This is a genomic window from Rheinheimera texasensis (assembly GCF_964031785.1).
Lineage (GTDB): Bacteria > Pseudomonadota > Gammaproteobacteria > Enterobacterales > Alteromonadaceae > Pararheinheimera > Pararheinheimera texasensis_A.
Window position 1 is genome coordinate 55,953 of the sequence record NZ_CAXIRE010000007.1, and the last position, 23,792, is coordinate 79,744.

Annotated in this window: 19 protein-coding genes; 10 read left to right on the plus strand and 9 right to left on the minus strand. The window is 53.4% G+C overall.

Annotation, left to right across the window (positions count from 1 at the left end):
- The first annotated feature begins 47 nt into the window (after positions 1–47).
- The gene (locus ABNT34_RS00880; RefSeq protein ID WP_348727924.1) at positions 48–1,373 is read left to right on the plus strand and encodes a methyl-accepting chemotaxis protein; all 1,326 of its coding nucleotides are present in this window, start codon (positions 48–50) and stop codon (positions 1,371–1,373) included.
- A gap of 60 nt (positions 1,374–1,433) precedes the next feature.
- On the opposite strand, the gene ABNT34_RS00885 is transcribed toward ABNT34_RS00880, so the two are convergent.
- Entirely contained in the window at positions 1,434–3,848 is a 2,415-nt protein-coding gene (locus ABNT34_RS00885) for a zinc-dependent metalloprotease (RefSeq protein ID WP_348727926.1), read from the minus strand.
- Between the two features lie 205 nt (positions 3,849–4,053).
- On the opposite strand from ABNT34_RS00885, the gene ABNT34_RS00890 reads away from it, so the two are divergent.
- Positions 4,054–6,282, plus strand: a complete 2,229-nt coding sequence (locus ABNT34_RS00890; protein WP_348727928.1) for a tetratricopeptide repeat-containing diguanylate cyclase — start codon at positions 4,054–4,056, stop codon at positions 6,280–6,282.
- 3 nt (positions 6,283–6,285) lie between these two features.
- Here the strand turns inward: ABNT34_RS00890 and ABNT34_RS00895 are convergent, their stop codons facing one another.
- The 4 genes from ABNT34_RS00895 to ABNT34_RS00910 all read right to left on the minus strand — a co-directional run bounded on the left by ABNT34_RS00895 (position 6,286) and on the right by ABNT34_RS00910 (position 10,436).
- Entirely contained in the window at positions 6,286–6,744 is a 459-nt protein-coding gene (locus ABNT34_RS00895) for a helix-turn-helix domain-containing protein (RefSeq protein ID WP_348727930.1), read from the minus strand.
- 282 nt (positions 6,745–7,026) lie between these two features.
- Positions 7,027–7,698: a hypothetical protein gene (locus ABNT34_RS00900; RefSeq protein WP_348727932.1), complete on the minus strand. Its 672-nt coding sequence runs from the start codon at positions 7,696–7,698 to the stop codon at positions 7,027–7,029.
- 726 nt (positions 7,699–8,424) lie between these two features.
- The gene (fghA, locus tag ABNT34_RS00905; protein ID WP_348727934.1) at positions 8,425–9,273 is read right to left on the minus strand and encodes an S-formylglutathione hydrolase; all 849 of its coding nucleotides are present in this window, start codon (positions 9,271–9,273) and stop codon (positions 8,425–8,427) included.
- A gap of 50 nt (positions 9,274–9,323) precedes the next feature.
- Positions 9,324–10,436, minus strand: coding sequence for an S-(hydroxymethyl)glutathione dehydrogenase/class III alcohol dehydrogenase (locus tag ABNT34_RS00910; RefSeq protein ID WP_348727961.1), 1,113 nt, complete (start codon positions 10,434–10,436; stop codon positions 9,324–9,326).
- A gap of 148 nt (positions 10,437–10,584) precedes the next feature.
- Here ABNT34_RS00910 and ABNT34_RS00915 point away from each other — a divergent pair, with 148 nt between their 5' ends.
- Positions 10,585–11,454 carry a LysR family transcriptional regulator gene (locus ABNT34_RS00915; RefSeq protein ID WP_348727936.1) on the plus strand — a complete coding sequence of 290 codons (870 nt, stop codon included), beginning with the start codon at positions 10,585–10,587 and terminating at the stop codon, positions 11,452–11,454.
- A gap of 253 nt (positions 11,455–11,707) precedes the next feature.
- Here the strand turns inward: ABNT34_RS00915 and ABNT34_RS00920 are convergent, their stop codons facing one another.
- From ABNT34_RS00920 to ABNT34_RS00935, 4 genes are read right to left on the minus strand one after another with little or no spacing between them, the layout of a single operon-like run.
- Complete coding sequence (locus tag ABNT34_RS00920) at positions 11,708–12,925, minus strand: FtsX-like permease family protein (protein WP_348727938.1); 1,218 nt, start codon at positions 12,923–12,925, stop codon at positions 11,708–11,710.
- A 10-nt stretch (positions 12,926–12,935) separates the two neighbouring features.
- On the minus strand, positions 12,936–14,246 hold the full coding sequence (locus tag ABNT34_RS00925; RefSeq protein ID WP_348727940.1) for an ABC transporter permease: 1,311 nt from the start codon (positions 14,244–14,246) through the stop codon (positions 12,936–12,938).
- A 9-nt stretch (positions 14,247–14,255) separates the two neighbouring features.
- Entirely contained in the window at positions 14,256–14,966 is a 711-nt protein-coding gene (locus ABNT34_RS00930) for an ABC transporter ATP-binding protein (RefSeq protein WP_348727942.1), read from the minus strand.
- Between the two features lie 58 nt (positions 14,967–15,024).
- Positions 15,025–16,296, minus strand: coding sequence for an efflux RND transporter periplasmic adaptor subunit (locus ABNT34_RS00935; RefSeq protein WP_348727944.1), 1,272 nt, complete (start codon positions 16,294–16,296; stop codon positions 15,025–15,027).
- Positions 16,297–16,498: 202 nt separating this feature from the next.
- Between ABNT34_RS00935 and ABNT34_RS00940 the strand changes: the two genes are divergently transcribed.
- From ABNT34_RS00940 to ABNT34_RS00970, 7 genes are all read left to right on the plus strand, one after another.
- Entirely contained in the window at positions 16,499–17,086 is a 588-nt protein-coding gene (locus ABNT34_RS00940) for an aminodeoxychorismate/anthranilate synthase component II (RefSeq protein ID WP_348727946.1), read from the plus strand.
- A gap of 77 nt (positions 17,087–17,163) precedes the next feature.
- Entirely contained in the window at positions 17,164–18,315 is a 1,152-nt protein-coding gene (locus tag ABNT34_RS00945; protein WP_348727948.1) for an HDOD domain-containing protein, read from the plus strand.
- A gap of 317 nt (positions 18,316–18,632) precedes the next feature.
- A complete protein-coding gene (locus ABNT34_RS00950; protein WP_348727950.1) occupies positions 18,633–19,850 on the plus strand; it encodes an aspartate aminotransferase family protein in 1,218 nt (405 codons plus the stop codon).
- Positions 19,851–19,959: 109 nt separating this feature from the next.
- Positions 19,960–20,976, plus strand: coding sequence for an arginine N-succinyltransferase (gene astA / locus ABNT34_RS00955; RefSeq protein WP_348727952.1), 1,017 nt, complete (start codon positions 19,960–19,962; stop codon positions 20,974–20,976).
- Between the two features lie 18 nt (positions 20,977–20,994).
- Positions 20,995–22,464: a succinylglutamate-semialdehyde dehydrogenase gene (gene astD / locus ABNT34_RS00960; RefSeq protein ID WP_348727954.1), complete on the plus strand. Its 1,470-nt coding sequence runs from the start codon at positions 20,995–20,997 to the stop codon at positions 22,462–22,464.
- Positions 22,465–22,658: 194 nt separating this feature from the next.
- Positions 22,659–23,009, plus strand: coding sequence for a DUF3802 family protein (locus tag ABNT34_RS00965; protein ID WP_031567421.1), 351 nt, complete (start codon positions 22,659–22,661; stop codon positions 23,007–23,009).
- Between the two features lie 88 nt (positions 23,010–23,097).
- Entirely contained in the window at positions 23,098–23,541 is a 444-nt protein-coding gene (locus tag ABNT34_RS00970) for an OsmC family protein (protein WP_348727957.1), read from the plus strand.
- Positions 23,542–23,792 lie beyond the last annotated feature (251 nt).

Genomic DNA, 23,792 nt, shown 5'->3' on the forward strand with positions numbered 1-23,792 from the left:
CCGGAGCAGACGTTGCGACGGAGCCCCCCCCGATTTGAGGAGTTTTTATGTTTGGAAACAAAGCGTTAAAGCTCGAAAATCAACAACTGCGCGAACGGCTGGATATGTTTTTACAGGTGAGAGACAGCCTGAATCAGAAAATGATGCATCTGATGCTGGATGCCCGCGGCCGGATCGAGCGGGCGAATGATAACTTTCTCAGTGAGCTGCAAGCCGACGCGGCATTTTTTCAGGGTAAAACCCTGCTGGACCTGATACCGGCAGAGTTGCGCCAAACCGGACATTGCCAAAAATTACAGACAGCATTGGCACAGGGGCAGGTTTATGTCGGTGTCTGGCAGGTCGAAGATCGGCAAAAAAACCAATACTGGCTGCGGGCCGGTTTGTGTCCGGCGCGTAGCAGTAACGGCCAGCTGGACCATTTTGAACTCTATGCCAGCAACCTGACCCGCACTATTGATACCTCGCAGCAACATGATGCGCTGATCCGCGCCATGCAACGCTCGATGGCGGTGATTGAATTTGATATGCAGGGCCATGTGCTGCACGCCAACGAGTTGTTTCTGCGGGGGATGGGTTATCAGCTGTCTGATATTCAGGGCAAACATCACCGCTTGTTTTGCCCGCCGGACATTAGCAACAGCCCGGAATACCAGCAATTCTGGCAGCAACTGCAACAAGGCCAGTTTGTTGCGGCACGTTTTCGCCGTATTGACCGTCGCGGTAACGAAGTCTGGCTGGAAGCCTCTTACAACCCTATTCAGAATGCCGCTGGTCAGTATGTCAAAGTGGTGAAATTTGCCACTGTGATCACTGAACAAATCCGTCAGGAACAAGAAGTAGCGGCTGCGGCTGCTGTCGCATATGACACCTCCAGTTTGACCGACCAGAGTGCCCGCCAGGGCATGCAGGTGATGCATGATACCGCCGCGGTGATGCAGTCACTCGAAACGCAGATGGCGGCCGCCGTGGGCAATATCAATGATTTGGCGCACCAGTCGCAGCTGATTAACAGCATTATTCAGAGCATCAGCAGTATTGCCGATCAGACTAATTTGCTGGCGTTAAATGCAGCCATTGAAGCGGCGCGTGCTGGTGACCAGGGCCGTGGTTTTGCCGTGGTCGCCGATGAAGTGCGCCAGCTGGCGTCCCGCACCAGTGCCGCGACGGCAGAGATCACTGAAGTGGTTAATCGCAATCAGCAGTTGTCACAGAACGCAGTGTCGATTATTGAGGGCAGTCAGCAGCAGGCGCTGCAGGTGAATCAGCTGGTCGGGCAAGCCCGCGAAGTGATTAACGACATCCAGTCCGCGGCACAAAAAGTGGTCGACGCTGTGTCGCAGTTTGCCAATCGGATTCAGAGCAAAGATTAGTTTACGAAGGCTGGCCACAGCATAAGCTGCTGTGGCCGGTCAGTCTTGATGCCTGTGCTGTTAAATCGGCGCACCCGGTGGCAGTTGTTTTGGTACAAATACCGGTTGCCAGACGCCATGCTGCAGATACTGCTGCCACTGGCTGGCGAGCAGTAACGCGGTGCCATCGTCGCGTTTTTGCAGTTGTTTGCCAAGGTCGGTCAGCTTCGCCAGCAAAGTCGCCCGTGCTTCCGGCGCTAAGTCTTGGTGCGTCAGGCTTTGCATCAGCTGGTAAAACGCGACATGACTGACGCGCTGGCGAATCAGGCCTGCGTTGTCATCACCGCTGTCGGCCAGAATAGTCTGGTCAAGCACAGTGCCGAGCAGCGCATTGAGCTGCTGCTGGCTGCTTAAGCGGTTCAGTCGCTGTGGGTGTAACAGCAGGCTCAGCGTATGATTGGCTGATGCTTCAGCGGCAGACAGCGGGTCAAAGGCCAGGCCATTACGGCCCTGAAAACTCTCACGGCCATCGGCATCGCCATAAGCTTTGGGTGGAATCAGTGCGAGCAGCTCTTTAGGCAGCACCAGAAATTCCGGCGTCAGAGTGTCGAGTAACGCCGTCAATGCGGCCTGTTGTTGCTTGGTATCTACCCACTGAAAACCTTTCGGCTGGTCGTAATCGCCTTTTAATTCATATTCATAATGCGCGCCGCCAATCAGTTTACTGACAGCTTCAACCTGATAACGATGCAGCGCATAAATCGGCACTAAAGCTTCATGCAGCGCCGACAAAGGCCGGTTGCTGGCGATATTATCAAGGCCAAATTGTTGGAGTGCAGCCACCCGCACTTGGCTCAGCCGGGTCAATTCCGTCACCGGATCAGCGCCGCTGTCCCATAAATGGCCGACAGCGCTGACGCCGCCTGCCGGCCGTGCGTCTTCATCGGCCATATATTGCAAACCCTGTTGTTTGGCTTGCTGCACCAATGCTGCGCGTGCGCTGTCGTTGTGGTCGCCATAACCATAAGCAATGGCGTACAAATCCCATTCGCCAAGGCCTTCGCGGTAGGCCTGGTCCAACGCCAGTTTGCCGTTGCGCAGGTCGACCTGCGGATGCGGATAATCCATCACAGTCGCGCGGCCATTGGCGCTGCCGGCAAAGTTATGAATAAGCCCCAGCGTATGACCCACTTCATGCGCCGCCAGTTGGCGAATGCGGGCCAGCGCCATAGTTTTGGCCGCTTCGGTGCTGCCGTTTGGCTGATAAGGTGCGGTGAGGCCGGTTGCGATGAGGAAATCCTGCCGTACCCGTAGTGAGCCTAAAGTCACATGGCCTTTGATAATTTCGCCGGTGCGTGGGTCGGTCACGCCATAACCATAAGACCAGCCGCGTGTGGCGCGGTGCACCCACTGGATCACGTTGTAGCGTACATCCATCGGGTCGGCATCTGAAGGTAAATCTTTGACCTGAAACGCATCTTTATAACCAAGCTTTTGATAAGCCTGGTCCCACCAACCGGCGCCTTGTTTCAGTGCAGTGCGCACCGGCTCCGGCACGCCGGGGTCGAGGTAATAGACAATTGGCTCAACCGCTTCGCTGACCGCTGCCGCAGGGTCTTTCTTCTGTAAGCGGTGGCGCGGCAATAAGCGCTGCACTATCGGCTGATCAAAGGCGGTGGCGTAGTCCATATACTCGACTTTCCAGTAGCCGGAATAAGGATGAAAGGCGCGTGGCTCGTAGCCTGCTTCCGGCAGCGCCACCAGCGAATGGTGCAGATGCACAGTAATAGCCTCTGGCGCCGGCGTGACTTGTTTGACAAATTCGCCGGCTTTACTGCCGCTGTAAGTCACCATGGCTTCGAGTTCAGTATTGCGCGGGAAGGCTTTGCTACGTTTTAAATAAACGCCGCTGCGGTTGGCATCCGGGCTGAAATTGCCTTGTTGTTGTGCTTCCAGTTTGGCGCTGATTTGATGCATATCACTTTGCAAAAACGCGGTGTAATCGACCAACAGTTTGCCGCCATCGCTGGCCACCACCGGCAACCCGGCCAGCACTGAACTGGCAAAAGCTTCGTCGATACTCTGACGTTCAGCCGGGTTGGCGGAATTGGCGCGGTAATAGGTATTCAGCTGCTTCAGCATCACCTTATTACCAAATTGTTCAAACTGCACCAGCCGGGTGTCGCCGAGCTGGCCACGGTCCAGACCAATGTCATTGGAACCGACACCACGCGGCAACGAACTCTGGAAAATAAACGGCTGCGCTAATTTGTCGACCTGCAGATAAACTTTGTCGGTCTTGGCGTCGTAATAAAAATCAAAATAACCGCGCTGATGTTGCATGCCTTTGGTAAACGCAGCAATCGCCGATTTTTTACTGGTGGTTTGGGTTTGTGCTGCGGGTTGAGGCGTGGTTGCAACCGTATTGGCGCTTACCAGCATCGGCGCCAGTGCGGGCAACAGCCACAACAGGCGGGGAAATAAAACAGACTTCATCGGGCATCCTTGTGCTTGCAGGGCGGCGCAGTCACAGACCGCGCACAGAAGGTAGTTAACATACAAGGTCCGTTGCTGCAAAAACAACCACGAATGGACCGACTTCGCTCAATTGCAACCAGCAGGCGGCAAGTGGCGTTTTGTCGCAACAGATGCTTTATGGTAATTTCGCTTTGACTCTTGTTTTGACACAGGTAAATCCGCATTGCGTCTTTGTTTTTCCATTCTGATGGTTTTGTTACTGCTGCACAGTCAAGAGCTGGCACAGGCGCAAAGTCTGGCTCCGGCTGCGACAGTGACAGGCAGCAGCACTGTGCCCGATTTTGATTTCGCCGCGCAGCAGACCAGGCTGCAACAAGCCAGGCAGCAGGGCGATCTGGCACTGGCCGACACATTGGCCGCGCAATATCTGGCCGCGGCTGAGCAGCAAGTCAATCTGTTGCACCTGGGGCTGGCGCGCTATCAATTGGGTAACAATGCGATGGAGCGCAATAACTATCCGCTGGCGAAAGATCAGCTGGAGCAGGCCGTCAGCCTGTTGACCCGGTATAGTGAACAAAGCGGCGATCGTAAACCTCTGGCCAACGCCTTGCGCCGGCTCGGTATGGTTTATCGCTATCAGTCTGACTACAGCAAAGCGCTCGATTATGTCTATCGGGCGATGCAAATCTATCAGGTGCTGCAGGATCAGGCCGAGATCGCCAGTAGTTACGGCAATGTAGGTACCATTCTGGAAAAAATGGGCCAATATGAAGCCGCATTGCAGGCACATCAGCAGGAGCTGGATTATTACGCCCGGCACGGGCAGTCGCAGGATATGGCCAGTGTGCTGTTTAATCTTGCCAATCTGAACCATAAACTCGGTGATCCGGCCAAAGCGTTGCAGTATTACCAACAAGTGATGCAGCTGGATCTGGCCAGTGGTAACAAACGCGATATTGCTTATAGCCATAACAAACTGGCCTACCTGTATACCGACCTCGGAGAGCTGGACAAAGCCGGCGACCACATCCGTCACGCACTGCAGCTGTTTGCTGAGATCGGCGCCCGGCGTGATTTAGATTGGGCACGCACCGTTGAGGCTAAACTGGCGATCGCCAAAGGCCAACCACAGCAGGCCCGGCAGATCCTGGATGGTGTGATCCAGCGTGCAGCTGAACAGCAGTATCTGACGTTACTGGTCGATGCCTATGAAATGGCGGCAGAAGCGGCACTGCAACAGCAAGATGAAACAGCGGCCATGGTGTACATCAACGCCGGGATCCAACAAGCGAAACACAATCATGAACAGGGGCGGGAAGCCAAACTACAGCAAATGCGGGTCGCGCTGTTGCTGAAAAAAGATGATGCACCAGCGGCATTGGCGGCGTTACTGGCGCAAAAGCAACTGGAAGATGAGATTTTCGACAGCAAAAGAGCTGCAGCCATTGCGGCTATCCAGGCACAAACCGATTACACCCGGCAGCAATACCAGATTGAGCGGCTACAGCATGAAAAAGACTTGCAGCTGGCGCGACTGGAGCAACAACAACTGATCCGTAACTTCTGGATTTATGGTCTGCTGGCCAGTTTTGTCTTGCTGCTGTCGTTATACCGGCGTTATTTGCAGTACCGGCAAAACCAGGCGCTCGAGCATGAGGTCAGTGTCCGCACCGCCGAGTTGCAACAAAAAAATGCGGAATTAGAACTTGCCTATCAGCAACTTGAAACTATCAGTCTGACTGACAAACTGACGGGCCTTGCTAACCGGCATTTTCTCGAAAGCCACATTGATAATGAACTCGAATTATGCCGGCGGCAGTGGTATGACTGGCAATTGCAGCAAAGCAGTGTTCAGGAAGCTGATTTGGTGCTAAGCAAACCCGAGCATAGCGAACTGGCAGTATTTCTGATTGACCTGGATCAGTTTAAACAACTCAATGATGTCCATGGCCATCATGCCGGTGACGAAGTTCTGCAGCAGGTCAAAGCCCGGATGCAGCAAGTGTTCCGCCAGACTGATTTTCTGGTGCGTTGGGGCGGCGAAGAGTTTGTTGTGGTGGCCCGTCACATCAACCGGGCAGAAGCCAGTCAACTGGCGGCGCGTTTTGTCAGTCAGGTTGCGCAAACGCCTTTTATGCTGAGCGCGCAGCGTCCGCTTACAGTCACTTGCTCCGTCGGCTACGCCTGTTACCCCATACCGCTTGAGAAGGATCCGGGCCGGCATTTTGAGACTTTACTGAAAATTGCCGATTGTTGTTTGTACGCGGCAAAAGCCAGTGGTCGTAATGGCTGGGCCGGTTTGGCTGAGATCAGTCCGCAACTGCCGCAGCTGCCGGCACATTTATGCACCGAAAAATTGCAGAGCTGGCAACAGCAGGGATTGGTGCAGCTACAACATTCGTTTGCCACGCTGCAGTGGCCTGCAGCAGATATGCCGCAGGCCAGTCGTTAGGAGCTATACGTCAGGGGCGCTGTACCAGGCGCCATAATGATCGCCAAGCCACAGATGTAAGCGGAATAAATAGCCATTTAATAACAGCAGTAAGCCACCGGCCAAAGCGGCCTCACTCCAAAACCCGAGTAGACAAAAGCCAAAGCCAAACAGGTGCGACATCATTTCGACGCGACAAGCGGCGGCCCGGCTTGGCTTCAGGCTAAAAAAATTCAGCATAAACAGCCATTTGACGCCGAGCGGTAATTGTTTCCAGCTAAAGGATTGTTTATCCATACGAAAGTGCTCCTGAGTTAAGGTCATCACATCAACTTCCAGCACTGCCGCCAGGCACTTGAGGGTCTCAGTGCTGGGTTTATGGCCACTTTCAATGCGCTGAATAGTCCGGACATTTAACCCGGACATCTGCGCCAATTGTTCTTGCGACAACAAACGGCTCAAACGTAATTGCTTCAAAATCATGGCATCACCTTGCAGACAGTGCAGCAGCACCTTAGCGTTTTAGCATACCTGACGGTAACGACAAAACCCTGAAAACCTCCCGACATGCTGCGGACAAATACCCGACAGTTACCCGACATGGGCCTTATTGCAGGCTGTTTCGGTTTCATTGTTCAGTTTTGAGTGCCCGCTACAAGGCTACTGCTGCTGGCTTTGTTGGGGTTTGGGGACAGAGGCTATGACTGAGTGTCAGGCTTAACGATGAAGCTGATTCAGGAGTTGGCTTCAACGATTGTTCAGTAATTAATCTTTTCCTTTGGAGTCTTCAATCGATAGCCGTAATTCAAACAATTGATTTAAGAGCTGATCAAGATCACTGATTAACGCATCGAAGGGCGGAAGCGGTGAGTTATTTGTATTGGACAAAATAGGAGTAATGGCAAGCTCGTGGTTTTTAGAATATTGCAACTTAATGTGTTCAGCCAAAATACCTATACCAAAGATGCCGCTTGAGATTCTGACAATAATGTCGACACACGGGCCTGGTATGAATCGAAAACCGTCCCGCTGTAGCAGTGATTCATACCGCTCTTCAATTGATTTCGCAATTTGCACAAATGCAAACTGAGGACGTCCACCTTCTCTAAGCATATCCATTGCATAGCTTACCTTTGCACGCAGGTCTTGGATTGTGGCAATCAAATGGTGTGTAGTCCTCATTAGTTCTTGCCGCCTGTCGTCTTCACGAAGGATATGACTGTTAGATATAAGTCGATTTGCTACACGGACAGCGACCAAGGCAGCAAGGAGCGGAACCGCTTGGAACACCACTGACCAGAATTTTTGATATTGACTGTCGTAGATAAATATTACTCCACGGCCGATCAAAGTGAACAGGAAGACAATCAAAACATACGTTAACGCTGTTATATCGCGATCGCTCCGATTGTAAGTTGCTAAAAGAGTTTTGATCATGCCTGCTCTAACATCTTTGTTTTTTCATGCACGTTGAGCCTATCTGAACAGGCCCGTGATTTTGTTGATGATTACTTAAAATCAACTATTTACTGATATTTGTCTAGTATGCGTTTTTCTGCTTTCAGCGATCTGTTTTTTATTAATTACCATTAGTGAATTGATTTATATCACTTTTTTTATTGTAGGGCAAAAGCGTGAATTGGCGTATGCGTTCATTGCTGGACCCGCTTTGTTGCAAAAATGAAGAGTCAAAAGAGTCATCAAAACGGTCGGATGATTACAAAAGCAGACCCTCTGCGGCAAGGATGCCGCAGAGGAGCCTACAGGGAACGTATTCACGGCGTGTCTGCGTTGTAGTCGTCCGTGCCGTTTGACCTCGATGTAAGTGCTTAACCTCCACTACCAGTCTGAGGTAGTCGGGCAAACTCCTGCCACTCAACACCGTCTTCGCCGGCATTCAATTCCCCATGAAAATAATCCGGCTGGAGCAAGAGGTCATCGTGTTGTTGGTTAGGTTGTGATTCGACATAAAATGGTGAGGTGACTTGATCTGGCTGTGGCATAACAAAATCTCCGATGAATAAACAAGAGGGCTTATTAAGCTATAGCGGATTTTGCCGGTGCCGCAGAGAAAAAAACGCCGGCATGGCCGGCGTGGGGAAATGCTGGCGACCGACTTTGCAGGGCAGGCGGCCAGCGAGGCTTAAAGTGTGTCGTTACAGCTTATTCAAACAAATAACGCGCATGAAAACGCAGATGTTGTTCGATAAAGCTGCTGATGAAATAGTAGGAATGGTCGTAACCGGGCTGGAAGCGGATCTCGACGTTAGCAGCCGTTTGGGCGCCACTGCTGGCTGCGGCGTCAATCAATGCTTCAGTACGCAGCTGCGCCGGATAAAACTGGTCTTTATCGCCTTGGTCCACCAGCATAGGCGGCACCATAGTTGCTTTGGCTAATAAGGCGCTGGTATCGTACTCCAGCCAGTCAGCAACATGGTCACCAAGGTAGGCGCTGAAGGCTTTGCGGCCCCAGTCGCATTGGCTCGGCTGGCAAATTGGCGAAAAGGCTGAGACCGAACGGTAAGCCGCTGGCTGGCGCAGTGCCAGCACTAAAGCACCGTGGCCACCCATCGAATGTCCGCTGATCGATTTCACCTGCGACAGCGGCAGCGCCACCGGTAAAATCGCCGGCAATTCGCGGCTGATGTAATCGTACATCCGGTAATGCGCGGTCCAGGGGGCTTCGGTGGCGTTGACGTAAAAACCGGCACCCTGGCCCAAATCATAAGCCGGGTCATTGGCGACCAGTTCACCGCGTGGGCTGGTATCCGGAATGATCAGCGCAATGCCAAGCTCGGCGGCGACGCGCTGCGCACCGGCTTTGACTGAAAAGTTCTCGTCGGTGCAGGTGAGGCCAGACAACCAATACAGCGCCGGCACTTTTTGTGTTTCAGCTTGCGGCGGCAAATACACTGAAAACTGCATATTGCAGCTCAGCGTATTGGCGAAGTGTTCAAACTTCAGCTGGCGGCCGCCAAACAGACGGGATTCGGCCAGTTGCGTCAATGACATACTCAAATCCTTGTCAGGCACCCGGCACCTGAAGGGGCCGGGTCAAAAAATTAAAAGTGAATGACGGTGCGGATGGACTTGCCTTCATGCATCAAATCAAAGGCTTCGTTGATGCGCTCCAGCGGCATGGTGTGCGTGATAAAAGTATCCAGCTCAAACTCACCGTTGAGATAACGTTCGACATAGTCCGGCAGTTCAGTGCGGCCTTTGACACCACCAAAAGCAGTACCACGCCAGACGCGGCCTGTGACCAGCTGGAATGGCCGGGTGGAAATTTCCGCACCGCTTGGCGCGACGCCGATAATCACCGACTCGCCCCAGCCTTTATGGCAGCACTCTAAAGCCGAACGCATCACATTGACGTTGCCGATACATTCAAAGGAGAAATCGACGCCGCCGTCGGTCATCTCAACGATGACGTCCTGAATAGGTTTGTCGAAGTTTTTCGGGTTAACCACATCAGTCGCGCCTAATTTCAGCGCGATATCAAACTTAGATTCGTTGATATCAATGGCGATGATGCGGCTGGCTTTGGCCATCACAGCGCCGATTACGGCCGACAGACCAATGCCGCCCAAACCAAAAATCGCCACAGTGTCGCCTGCTTTCACTTTGGCGGTGTTCATCACCGCGCCCATGCCGGTGGTAACGCCACAACCAAGCAAACAGACTTTTTCCAAAGGCGCGGCTTTATTGATTTTGGCCAGCGAAATTTCCGGCAGCACTGTGTGCTCAGCGAAAGTCGAAGTGCCCATATAGTGGAAAATCGGCTGGCCATTTTTGGAGAATCGCGTGGTGCCGTCCGGCATCAGGCCCTGGCCTTGCGTGGCGCGAATGGCCTGACACAAATTGGTTTTGCCCGATAAACAGAATTTGCATTTGCCGCATTCTGGCGTGTAGAGCGGAATCACATGGTCGCCGACTGCGACGCTGGTCACGCCCGGGCCAACTGCTTCAACAATACCGCCACCTTCGTGCCCGAGAATACAAGGGAATTTGCCTTCAGAATCAGCGCCTGACAGCGTGTAGGCGTCAGTGTGGCAAACGCCGGTGGCGATAATACGCACCAGTACTTCACCTTGTTGCGGTGGCATTAAATCCACTTCTTCAATCGATAACGGCTGGTTGGGGCCCCAGGCGACGGCGGCGCGGGTTTTGAGCATTTGCATGGTTTAATTCCTTTGAGCTGCGGTGACTGAAGCAAAGCACAGCCTGCCTGCGATCACCAGCGGCAGAGACAACAAGATGCTTCATTGTAATTTTTTCTTAATCGAAGATAATCAGGCAAAAATGAAAATGAGTTTTGCATAAATGAAAGAATGGCAGGGCGTGTCCGAGTTTGTCGCAGTGGCGGAACTGGGCAGTTTTTCGGCGGCGGCGCGCCAGCTGGGCATGTCGGTGGCGCAGGTCAGCCGCAATGTGCGCGAATTAGAGCAGCGCCTGCAGGTGTTGTTATTGCAGCGCACTACGCGGCAAGTGCATTTAACTGAGCCCGGCACTTTGTACCTGCAGCAATGCCGGCCTTTGTTACATGGCCTGGCGCAGGCCAATCAGCAGCTGCTGGATTTACAGGGCCAGCCGTCCGGCCTGATTAAACTGACCGCGCCGGTGTTTTATGGTGAAACGGTGATTGCGCCGCTGTTGCATGATTTTTTGCAAAAATACCCACGCTTGCAGCTGGAGCTGGATTTAACCAATGCCCAGCTCGATTTAGTTAAAGGCGGTTTTGACTGCGCCATCCGACTTGGCCAGCTCAGTGATTCAACTTTGCAGGCGCGCAAACTCGGCAGCCGCCGCGCTTTTCTGGCAGCAAGCCCGGCTTATCTGGCCGAACAAGGCATCCCGGCGCAGCTAAGCGATTTGGCCGACCACCGCTGTTTAGTCGGTTCAGTCGAGTTCTGGCGTTTTGAGCAACAAGGGCAAAAATTGCAAATCCGCCCGACGCCCTACATCAAATGCAACAGCGGGGTGGCACTGACCGATGCGGCATTAAAAGGCCTGGGTATTACGCAACTACCGGATTATTACCTGCTGCCGCATCTGCAGCAGGGCACGCTTGTGGAGTTATTACCGGAACTGCAACCAAAAGACGACGGCATTTGGGCCTTGTATCCGCTCAATCAGCATCTGCCACAAAAAGTGCGGTTGTTGCTGGATTACCTGCAACAGCAGTTGGCTTGATGAGAAGCAGGGTTATCAGCACCAAGAGACGACTCAGATAAACTATCAAAACGGCCTGGAGATTACAAAAGCAGACCCTCTGCGGCAGGGAAGCCGCAGAGGAGCCTACATGGATGTATTCACGGCGTGTCTGCGTTGTAAGCACCTGAGCCGTTTGCTGCAGTTTTGTGCTTTCAAGTTTGTGATGCTAAAACGTCCACAATCACAGTAAATCAACTAAGGCGCTGCTTTCACAGCGCCTGTGCCGGTTCCTTTAAGCCCGGCCGCGGGTCGCGGTGGCGGGGGAAATGCGGGCGGCAATCAAAGCCGGGTAGCTCACTGCCAGCTGGCCAACCAATAACAGTGCGGCGCAACCGACGAGCAGCAGGCCCGGGGTCAGCGGTGTCATAGCAAAGGTGCTAACCAGCCAGATATTCAGGCCAATAGCGCCGCCAATACCCAGCACCACGCCAAGGCTGCTGATCAGCAGGTTTTCCAGCATAAAAAACCGCATAATTTGCCACTGACTGGCACCGAGCGCACGGCGCGTGCCGATTTGCCGGGTGCGGCGATTGATGCTGAACATGGCCAGGCCAACGATGCCAAAACCGGTGATCAGCGTCAGCACGATAATCACGGTCAGCAGGATATTGTTGGTGGCCTGATGTTCGCGGTAACTTTCTTCCCGGGTTTCGGTCATGGTTTTGACATTGCGGATAATGCGCTGTTTATCGCTGTCGGCCAGCATTTTTTCAATCTGCGGCATCAGCGCATCACGCCGGCCCGGCTCGGTGCGGATAAACAGCCGCGAGCCTTTGTTTTCCAGCTGACTGGGTACCAGTGACGCATGCTCAGTATTGTCCCAGCCATTCCACGGTGATTGCAGGCTTTTGACGATACCGGTCACCTGCATCGGGTCATGGTTGTTGATGTACACGGTCTGGCCCAGTGCTTTTTTCCAGTCACCGTCAAACAGCTTTTCCGCCAGGGTTTGTGTGATGATGATTTTTGGCGGCCATTTATTGCTCGAGCGTTCGCGCCAGCTGATATCGCTTTCGCTGAAGTTTTCGCCGGCCAGCAGTTCAACACCAAGCGCAGCAATCCCTTGGGTATCGACGAAATAAATCGCCGTGCCGGTGCCGTCGACATCATCGCCCGGTTTGGTTTGTAAGCCCATCGACCAGCCGCCGCCACTTAAGGGAATGGCGTTGATTTGCGTCGCAGCCACCACACCCGGCGTTTTACGGATCTGATCTAAATCCCGCGCTAAGGCGCTTTGCAGCGGATAGTTTTCACCAAACACGGTGTTACTTAAATAAAAGGTGTTTTGCTCATCGACGCCGCTGGCTCTGGCCATCTGGCGGTTGCGCTCCTGCATCATAAAGATGGCGTTGACCATAATGGTTAAGGTCAGGGCGATTTGCAGCGCAATTAATAAAGCGCCGATTTTGTTGCGCATTAAGGCGCGCAGCATAGGTCCGAGTTCTAACATGGTCAGCTCCTTATTGCGCTTTAAGTTGTTGTGACGGCTGTACCTGACAGGCGCGCCAGGTCGGGTAAAGGCCGGCCAGAATGCTGGAGCCAATCGCCAGCAAAATCGCCAGCAGTACCATGTTTAAATCCAGCACCGCCAGTTCGGCCATCCAGTCGCCATACATCGATTTGACAGCTTCTAAACCCAGCCAGGCCAGCACTAAACCCAACAGCCCGCCGGCCAGGCCAATACAGCCGGCTTCAACCAGATGCTGCAGAAATAAATCACGCCGGCTGGCACCTAAGGCCTGCCGCACACCAATTTCACTGGCTTTGCCGAGGAATTTCGCCAGCAGCAGCCCGACGGTATTGAGCAGGCAGACGGTTAAAAACATCAGCGCCATCGCCATCATCATGCTGGCATCTTCCGACACCACTTCCCGTTGTTCCAGCCAGGTCATCACGTCACTTAACTTGTTGTTGCGGGTGCGGGCGAAGCGGCCGAATTTGTGCTGCTCGTCGGCATAAGCGTCGATATAACTCTGATACTGCTCGACGTCGGCTTTGGTCGGTAATTCAACCCACAGCTGGGTCCAGATACACTCCGAATCGAGGTAAGCCTTAAAGCCGGATTCGGTTGGTTTCCAACAATTGTTATTGCCGGACTGCCCCAAAATTTGCTCCGACATCAGGCTGAACGGCACAAAAAACTCTTCGCTGTCCTGAAAGGCGCCTGTGCTGATGTCATAAAAGCGTGGTTGTGGCTGCCAGCGTTTGATGACGCCTGCGATGCGGAAATCTTTGCCAGCCAGGCGCAGCGTCTGACCAGTGGAGTCTTTACCGCCGAATAAACGCTCATTGATTTCTGCGGTGATCACCACGACAAATTCTTTATTTAAATCAGCCTGTTCATCCCAGCCGCTGCCGTATAAAAACGGTACGTCAAACATCGGGAAAAAGTCAGCGCTGTTGGCGCGGCCTTGCGCCATAAAAGGCAGCGCCTCTTTGTCGGCTGGTTCAATGACGCCGGCGGCGCCGGTGGAGATGCTTTGACGCGGCGCTTTTTTCGCCTGCCATAAGGTGGTGGCGTCACGGTAAGTCAGCTGGTCCGGCGGGTCGCCGTTGTCAAAATACGGGTCGTTTGGGTCCCAGGCATCTAACTGCACATAAAACAGCTGGTCGCTTTTTTGCGGAATAGGGTTGGCCGACATCAGGTAATTGACCGTGATGGTGGTCATGGCGGCGCCAATCCCCAGCGCAATGGCCAGCACCATCAGCAGGCTCATGCCCCAGGTGCGTTTTGAGCTGAGCCAGGCCAGCTTCAGATAATAACTGAACATATTGCCTCCTCAGACCGCGGCCAGATTATGAATATTGTGGTGATGCTGGCCTTGCACCAGCTCTTGCGCCTGACCGTCTTTGATAAAAATCTGCCGTTTGGCGCGCGCGGCTAAGCCGTTGTCGTGGGTCACCATCAAAATCGTGGTGCCGTTGGTATTGATGTCCTCAAGCAAACTCATCACTGATTGCGCCATGCTGGAATCGAGGTTACCGGTCGGTTCGTCGGCCAGTAAAAAGCGCGGTGAGGTCGCCAAAGCACGGGCAATAGCCACGCGCTGCTGCTGACCGCCGGACAGTTGTGACGGTAAATGTTTCATTCTTGATGCCAGGCCGACCTGGTCCAGATGATATTCAATGCGTTTTTTCCGCTCCGCAGCATTAAAACCACGATAACGCAGCGGTACGTCGACATTGTCGAACAGGTTTAAATCCGGGATTAAGTTAAAGCTCTGAAAGATAAAACCAATTTTTTGGTTGCGCATCCGGGAGCGGCCTTTGTCGTCCAGCTTGCTGATGTCTTCACCGTCCAGCCAGTATTCACCGGAGGTGGAGCTTTCCAACAGGCCGGCGATGTTTAAAAAGGTGGTTTTGCCAGAGCCGGACGGGCCTGTCACGCTGACAAAATCGCCTTCCGATAAGTCCAGATTGATGTCGCGCAGCGCGTGGGTCACGACGTTGTCGGTAGCAAATGATTTACTGATGTTTTTCATACTGAGCATAAATTCTCCTGTGGGCGCTGCCCGGCTGCATAATTCGTTGTGGGTTAATTCAGTTGCTTTAATTCAACTGCACTGTGCTGGCGCCCTGAAATATGTCAGTGCCAGAGGTAATGATTTGGTCGCCCGCTTTGAGTCCGGTCAGGATCTCCACGGCATTGATGCTGCGCGCACCGGTTTCAATTGGGGTTTTCACCGCGAGGCCATCCCGCACCAGATAAGCAAAGCGGCCATTACTGCTATCCAAAAACTGACCGCGCGCGACCTGTAACACTGCCGGGCGTTGTTCCAGCAGAATGCGGCTGGCGAGACGTTGGTTTTGCCGCAACGAAGTCGGCGCATCTTTGGTAAAACGCACCCGGCCTTTGACCTGGTTTTCAAACACTTCCGGCGAAATGGTGACCAGCTTGCCGGCATAGACCTGACTCTCGACTGTGACTTCCACTGGCAGGCCGATGCTTAAGTCATTGGCGTAACTTTCCGGTACAGCGATCTCCACTTCGAACTGGCTCAAATCCACCACCGATAAAATCAGCTGGTTTTTGATGATGTAGGTTTTGTTTTCCACCGCGAGGTTGCCCAGCAGGCCATCGACCGGTGAGCGCACATTCAGGCTGTCCACCTGACGCTGATAATCGCCAACCAGCAGTTGTTGGCGCTGCAGCGCCTGCGCCAGACTTTGCAGTTCAAATTCGAGGTTTTCTTTGTTTAACGTGGCGTCTTCGACCGCATGGCGATGCTGCACTTTGGCGGTTTCCAGGTCGTCCTGGGCTTTTTCAAAATCAATCTGGCTGATGGCTTTGAGGGCATAACCTTGTTCGGCGCGGCGTTTTTCCCGGTCGGCAGTGGTCAGCGTGACCTGGGCGATATCGACGGCTTTTTGGTCGGTCAGCTGCTGTTTTTTCGCCAGAATTTTCTGCCGGTCATAGCTGGTCTGCAGGCTGAACAGCGTGGCTTGTTCCTGCTGCAACCGGCTGGTCAGTTCAGGGCTGTCGAGTGTCGCCAGAATTTGGCCTTTTTTCACTTCAGTGCCGGCATCGAGCAGCAGCGTCACAGTGCCTTCGGCCGGCGCGTACAGTTTCGGGCTGACCGCCGCGACCACCTGACCCTGCGCGGAAATATCCCGGGTAAAATCAGCGGTTTTCACGGTATCGACCCGCACGCGCGACAGCGGCACTGAAATGTCAGATTGTGACCAGCTTTGTACGGCCGGCAGCACCAGCCATAGCAGCAACGCTGCGCCGCAAAGTGCAGCAACCGGCCACAGCCAGCGGGGTTTGGTTCGGGGTTGGTGCAGCACTTCATCCTGCGCACTGGTATCGGCTATTTTCATCAGCAATTCCTCATATGATTGTCAATGAGTCAGGGCTGGGCGGAAAATGGTTGGAAGTGCTGGCACTAAAACATGTAACTGAATGTGTCAAAGGCGTTTGATGTTGGAGGTAACCAGCGGGGGCTGTGCGTCAGGCCTGCAGTTGCGGTAGAATCCGCCGCTTTGATTTCAGACTGCCTAATCCGTGCAGAGGTTTTCGCCCATGCTGCTGTTGATCGACAACTACGACTCTTTTACCTGGAACCTGGTGCAGTATTTTGCTGAGCTGGGCCAGCAGGTCGTGGTGAAACGGCATGATGAGATAAACCTTGCCGGCATCGCAGCATTAAAACCTGACCATTTAGTGATTTCGCCCGGCCCCTGCAGCCCAAATGAAGCCGGCATTTCGCTGGCGGCTATCACGGAGTTTGCCGGCAAACTGCCGATTTTAGGTGTGTGTCTGGGTCATCAGGCGCTGGCGCAGGCCTTTGGTGGCAACATTGTGCGGGCGCGCCAGGTGGTGCACGGCAAAAACTCGTTGATCCGTCACGACAATAGTTCAGTGTTTGCTGGCCTGAACAATCCGCTTAGTGTGACCCGCTACCACTCGCTGGTGGTAGAAAAACACAGCCTGCCGGCCGAGTTCCGCCTGACCGCCTGGACTGAAACGGCAGAAGGCGCCGTCGATGAAATTATGGGCATTGCACACCGCACTTTACCGCTGCATGGCGTGCAATTTCACCCGGAAGCGATTTTATCGGAACAGGGGCATCAGCTACTCGCTAATTTTTTAAGCGGACACTGCGGCTGAGCCAGCGCCAGCATTGACATTGCCAGCCTTCGCATCGCACACTGCGACCATTCGCAGTTAAAAATCAAAGCGGTTCCATGTCGTCTATTGCCCAGGTGCAACAACAACGTTTCTTCGATTGCATCCTTGAAATTAAGCCCGATCAAAAACGCTATGGCTTTAAACGCCAGCCGCAGAAAAACAGCAGTCCACTGAGTAGCCCTCTGACGGCAACAGGCAATGCCGGCCGTACGCTGCTGGATATCGAACAGCAGGCCGCCATGAACCGCCAGGCCGGGGTCATTGCCAAACAACAGTTTGTTGAATTTACCCAAGCGCATTTACACGACCAGGTTGCTGAAGAACTATTCCTGAAACTCGGCAAATTCGACACTGTTGCCAGCACTGTGTTTAATCTGGCCGAAGGCTTTCCGGCTGTACTGGATATGCTGAGTGCGCGCGCTTTAACTTTGAGTCAGCTGGAAAATTTGTTGGCGCCAGTCGACTGGCTAAAAGAAGATCTGATGAAGCTGGTTAATCAGCCGCAATACCGTAACAAAACACCATCCGGTAACTTTATCAAAGAGTTAAAACCGGCGATTGGTTTGTTGGGCATCGAAGCGATGAAACAAATTTTGCCGGTTTACGCCTTAAAACGCTCGTTACCTCATGCGACCGATCCCTTTACCGGCTTTAAAGGCCAGATCTGGCAATACAGCATTGCGGTTGCATTGGCGGCACAGCGGCTGGCGGAAGAAACCGGCGAAAACCCTTTTGTCGCTTATTGCGCTGGTTTATTCCATTCGCTCGGTTATCTGGTGGTGGCCCGTACTTATCTGCGTACCTATCAGCAAGTGAAACAGGCTGCGTTGCTCAAAGCCCGCGATGCCAGGGACACTGAACTGACGGATGCGCTGGATAGCCTGGATGCGGACGCCAGTTTCCTCAATTCCTGTTTCCAGGAATTTTCCGCCATTATCAGCGCTGATTTAGTGTCGAAGTGGGGTCTGAAACGGCTGCCGCTGAGCCAGGTGCTGGATCAGTTTGCCGAGGGCGTGGGTTACAGCGGCGCCAGCCGTCTCACGCAAATCGTGCATCAGGCCGTCTATTTTGTGCAGGCCCAAACGCTGCGTAAATACAAACTGTTGGATGAGGCAGAAGAGTTAGCCTGGATGCAGGCGGTGCAACTGCGGCCGGAACACCGGCAGTTACTGCAACAAACCCGGTTGGATCGGCTGGAAATTGATTAATTGCCGCCGATTTATCTGGTAAGACCAGATTTTTTTCACCATATTCATGCAACAGCCGGCCCGCCCGGCTGTTGTTGTTTTCAGCGTCCGGCGCGGTCAGGCAACGGCTGCATACGGAAACAATCAGTTGCTTAGTTATTCACCTGAACTGCAAATCTATCTGCAGCCCTTTATTTTCGCGCTTTACAGCGTTTTTTAACCCGAGACTTCCAGGTTTTTTTCTGTAATACTCCGGCAGAAATCTGAATAAAAATCTGCCGGAATTTTGCATAATTGCATAAGCCAATTTCGGCCTCCCAGACTCAGAGGAATAAATCATGTCAGCAGCTTTACCCGTTACCCGCGCTTTGTTTGATGAAGTCATGGTGCCCAATTACGCACCGGCGCCAATTATTCCGGTACGGGGTCAGGGCTCCCGCGTCTGGGATCAGGACAACCGCGAGTACGTCGATTTTGCCGGTGGTATTGCGGTGAGTTCGTTAGGCCATTGCCACCCGGCACTGGTCAACGCATTGACCGAACAGGCCGGCAAGCTGTGGCACTTAAGTAACGTGATGACCAACGAGCCGGCACTGCGCCTGGCCAAGCAGCTGGTCGACAACACTTTCGCGGAAAAAGTCTACTTTGCCAACTCAGGCGCAGAAGCCAACGAAGCCGCCCTGAAGCTGGCGCGGCGCTGGGCTTTAGAAAAATTCGGCGCGCACAAACAAGACATCATTTCCTTTGGTAAAAGCTTCCACGGCCGTACCTTCTTTACCGTGACTGTTGGTGGTCAGGCGGCGTATTCAGACGGTTTCGGGCCAAAACCTGCCGCCATTCTGCATGCGGAATACAACAACCTCGACAGCCTCAAAGCGCTGATTTCCGACAACACCTGTGCGGTGATTATGGAACCGGTGCAAGGCGAGGGCGGCATTATTCCGGCCACGGCAGAATTTATCGCCGGCGTGCGTGAGCTGTGTAACCAACACAATGCGCTGCTGATTTTTGATGAAGTGCAGACTGGTGTTGGCCGCAGCGGCAAGCTGTACGCCTACATGCACACACCGGTGGTGCCGGACATTCTGACCAGTGCCAAATCACTTGGCGGTGGTTTCCCGATTGGCGCCATGCTGACGACCACAGAGATTGCCTCGCATTTAAAAGTCGGTACCCATGGTTCGACCTACGGCGGCAACCCGCTGGGCTGCGCTGTGGCTTATGCCGCCATTGATACCATCAATCAGCCAGTTGTGTTAGATGGCGTTTTAGCCAAAGAAGCGCTGTTCCGGGCCGAGCTTGCCAAAATCAACGCTAAATATGCAGTATTCAGCGAAGTGCGCGGCCAGGGTTTGCTGCTGGGCGCAGCCTTGGCTGAGCAATACAAAGGCCGTTCACGCGATTTCCTGTTAGCGGCGGCGGCTGAAGGTTTATTTGTGCTGATGGCCGGTTATGACGTGGTGCGGTTTGCGCCAAGTCTGGTGATCCCGGACGCCGATATCATCGAAGGCATGGCACGTTTTGAACGGGCTGTGGCCAAAGTCGTACAGGGCTAAGTTCTGTCATTCAAAGCGGCGACTGTTCAGGTCGCCGCAGCTGTAAACCACTGCGGGGCTATGAACTACTGCGATGCTGCCCCGCACCGCAACTCCGAGGAAGCGACCCATGATGGTGATCCGTCCAATCCGCGCCGCAGATTTCCCGGTGCTTTATGAAATGGCGGTTGAGTCCGGCCACGGTTTTACTTCGTTACCGGTCAACGACGAACTGCTGCAACGCAAAATTAACCGCGCTGAGCAAAGCTTTCGCAAAGCCGTACAGAAACCGGTCGATGAGGGTTATCTGTTTGTGCTGGAAGATACCGTCAGCGGCGAGATTTGCGGCACCAGTGCCATTGAAGCAGCGGTGGGGCTGGACGATGCGTTTTATAACTATCATCTGGGGAAAGTGGTGCACACCTCCAGGGCGCTTGGCGTCTACAAAACCGTAGATATTCTGACGCTGTGTAACGACTACACCGGCGCCACAGAACTTTGTACTTTGTTTTTGCGGGAACACCGCCGTGAGAAGAACAACGGCAAGATGTTGTCGCGTTTCCGCTTTTTGTTTATGGCCGAATTTCGCGAACGTTTTTCCGACCGTATCATCGCCGAAATGCGCGGTGTGTCGGACGAAAACGGTAATTCACCATTCTGGGAATGGCTGCAGGAACATTTCTTTTCGGTCGATTTCCCGACCGCCGATTATCTGACCGGTATTGGCCAAAAAGTGTTTATCGCTGAATTAATGCCGAAGTACCCGATTTACGTCAGCCTGCTGAGCAAAGAAGCGCAGGCGGTGATCGGCAAAGTACACGAAAAAACCCGGCCGGCGCTGCAACTGCTGCAATCTGAAGGTTTTTCTGCCACAGGTTATGTCGACATTTTTGATGCCGGCCCGACCGTGGAAGCCAAGCTTGAACATATCCGCACGGCGCGTAACAGCCGCCGGCTGCAGGTGCGTATCGCGCCGGTCAGCGGTGGCCAGCCTTATCTGGTCTGCAATACCGACTGCGAGAATTTCCGTGCCAGCTGGACCCATCTGCATCTGGCCGAAACCGCCACTGAGGTCAATCTGCCGGCCGAGTTTGCTGAGGCGCTGCAAGTCAGTGACGGCGACTGGGTGCGCTTAGCCCGTTTATAAATTTGAAGGAACAGTGTGATGACACAGCAAGTACAGTTTATTAACGGCGTGTGGCTGGCTGGCGAGGGGCTGGTTTTCAGCTCAACAGATCCGGCGAAAAACCGCCAGATTTGGCAAGGTCAGGCCGCGTCAGAACAACAGGTCGACTTAGCATTTCGCGCTGCCCGCGCCGCGTTTGAACCCTGGGCTGATTTAAGTTTTACGCAGCGCGCTGATATGGTTCGTGCTTTTGGTCAGCAACTGAATGAGCACAAAGAGGCGCTGGCGCTTTGTATTGCCGAAGATACCGGTAAGCCTTTGTGGGAAACCCGCACTGAAGTCGCGGCGATGATTGGCAAAGTGGATATCTCCATCCGCGCTTATCAGGAACGTACCGGCGAAAAAGAAAGCCCGATGCCACAAGGCCGCTCGATGCTGCGGCATAAACCGCATGGGGTAGTGGCGGTATTTGGCCCTTATAACTTCCCGGGGCATTTGCCGAATGGTCATATTATTCCGGCGTTACTGGCGGGTAATACTGTGGTGTTTAAGCCTAGCGAACTGACACCCAAAGTGGCGGAAGCCACCGTCAAATTGTGGCAGGCCGCAGGCTTACCGGCCGGTGTGCTGAACCTGTTACAAGGTGAAGTCGCGACCGGCAAAGCCATTGCCGCACACCCGGAGCTGGACGGTTTATTTTTCACCGGCAGCTCACGCACCGGCCATTTTTTACATCAACAATTCGCCGGCCGGCCGGACAAAATTCTGGCCTTAGAAATGGGCGGCAATAATCCGCTGATTGTGGCTGAAGTCAGTGATATTGACGCCACAGTGCATGACATCATCCAGTCAGCCTTTATCTCTTCCGGTCAGCGTTGTACCTGTGCCCGCCGGTTGTATTTGCCGCAAGGCGCCGCCGGCGATGCGATTCTTGCGCGTTTGCTGGAAGTCAGCGCCAATATCAAAGTCGGGCTTTATGATGACGCAACACAGCCATTTATCGGTTCGATGATTTCCAACAAAGTCGCTTTGGGCATGCTGGCGGTGCAGCAGCAGCTCGAGGCTTTAGGTGGCAAAGTACTGTTACCGATGCAGTTACTGGCCGAAGGCACTGGCCTGCTGACGCCAGGCATTGTCGAATGTTCAGCCGCGGCGCAGCTGCCGGATGAAGAACATTTTGGCCCGCTGTTAAAAGTGTTCCGTTACAGCGATTTTGATGCAGCTATTGTGGCAGCAAACCAGACCAGCTTTGGTTTATCGGCTGGGTTATTGTCAGACAACGAAGCTTTGTATCAGCGCTTTTTCCGTCGCATTCGTGCCGGCATCGTCAACTGGAACCGGCCAATTACCGGCGCCAGCTCGGCCGCACCTTTTGGTGGCATCGGCGGCAGTGGTAATCACCGCGCCAGCGCTTATTACGCTGCTGATTATTGTGCGTATCCGGTGGCGTCAGTGGAACTGGCACACAGTGAATTACCGGCGCAGTTATCGCCGGGTCTGGCCTTCTGATTTGGTTAGTTCAGCGAACAAAAAAGTCCTGGTTTGATACAGGGCTTTTTTGCTGTAGCGCAAACTTTGTGCACTGAATTGCCAGACTGGCTTGTACTTCGCCAAACGCAGATATATTTTTAAGCTCAGCGCTTTACGCTGAAATGCAATCTGTGGCAGATTGAAATCCCTCATCCATCCCGGTACGCAAAGCTATGGTCACGGACAAACCCGGTTATGAACATCTGATTCAGTTTTTAACCGAACATTTAGCGTTATTCGAGCAACAAGGTACGCCGACGTCGCATCGTAAAACGCTGGGCGTGATCATCGAAGAACAAATTGCCGAACAAATCATTCAGCTGTGTCTGCAGCATACTGAGTTGGAAACTATCCACCGCAGCCAAATCATCCGCGAAGTCGATGGCATCATGTACGACTTTCAGGAAGTGCTGGCCTCCGTCATCGAAAAACCAGCGACCGAAGAGCAAATCGAACTGATTAACGAAGTGTCGCTGCTGATTAAAAACCTGTTTGATACCGCTATTGCCCATCTGATGGATTAAGACGGCTTGGCTCCGACATAACTGCTGGCAGGGCAAAGCATTTATTCGTTAGAATAGCGCTTTTCCCCTCAGACAGCAGGAGCCTTATATGGCTGATAATAACCAACTTCATGCCACCGTCAGCTGGGCGGGCGACAGTAACTTTATCGGTCGTTCCGGTTCAGGCCACGCCGTGGTGTTTGATTCCAACAAAGACAATAGCCTGGCGCCAACACCGATGGAAATGCTGCTGATGTCCGCCGGTGCCTGTTCGTCGGTTGACGTGGTCAGTATCCTGCAAAAAGCCAAACAGCAAGTGACCCACTGCCGCGTCGTGTTAAGCGGCGAACGCGTGGATTCTGTTCCGCGGGTGTTCGAGAAAATTCACCTGCATTTTGAAGTCACTGGCTTTAATGTCAGCGAAAAACACGTGGAACGTGCGGTGAATTTGTCGGCAGAGAAATATTGCTCAGTGTCCATCATGCTGCAAAAAGCCATGACTGTGACGCATTCATTTGCCGTGATCCAAAGCGAGCTGCAGCCAGAAGGCTAAGCCCAGAGCACCATATAGTTTAATAAGTGAACAGCAGAGCAGCCTGAAATTGCCTCAGGCAAGGCGACACGGCGAAGGAATAGTGGTGCTCTTTCGAGCTGTGGCAACGCCGCATGAGGCAATTGCAGGTGCTCCCGGACGGGCGATAGCAGAATGGCCGCATGCGGCGTTAAATTTTCTCGCTTTAGAACCACTAAAGCTTCAAAAATCTGCCTTGCCTGCGGCCATTCTGCTTATCGCTGCTGCCGCTT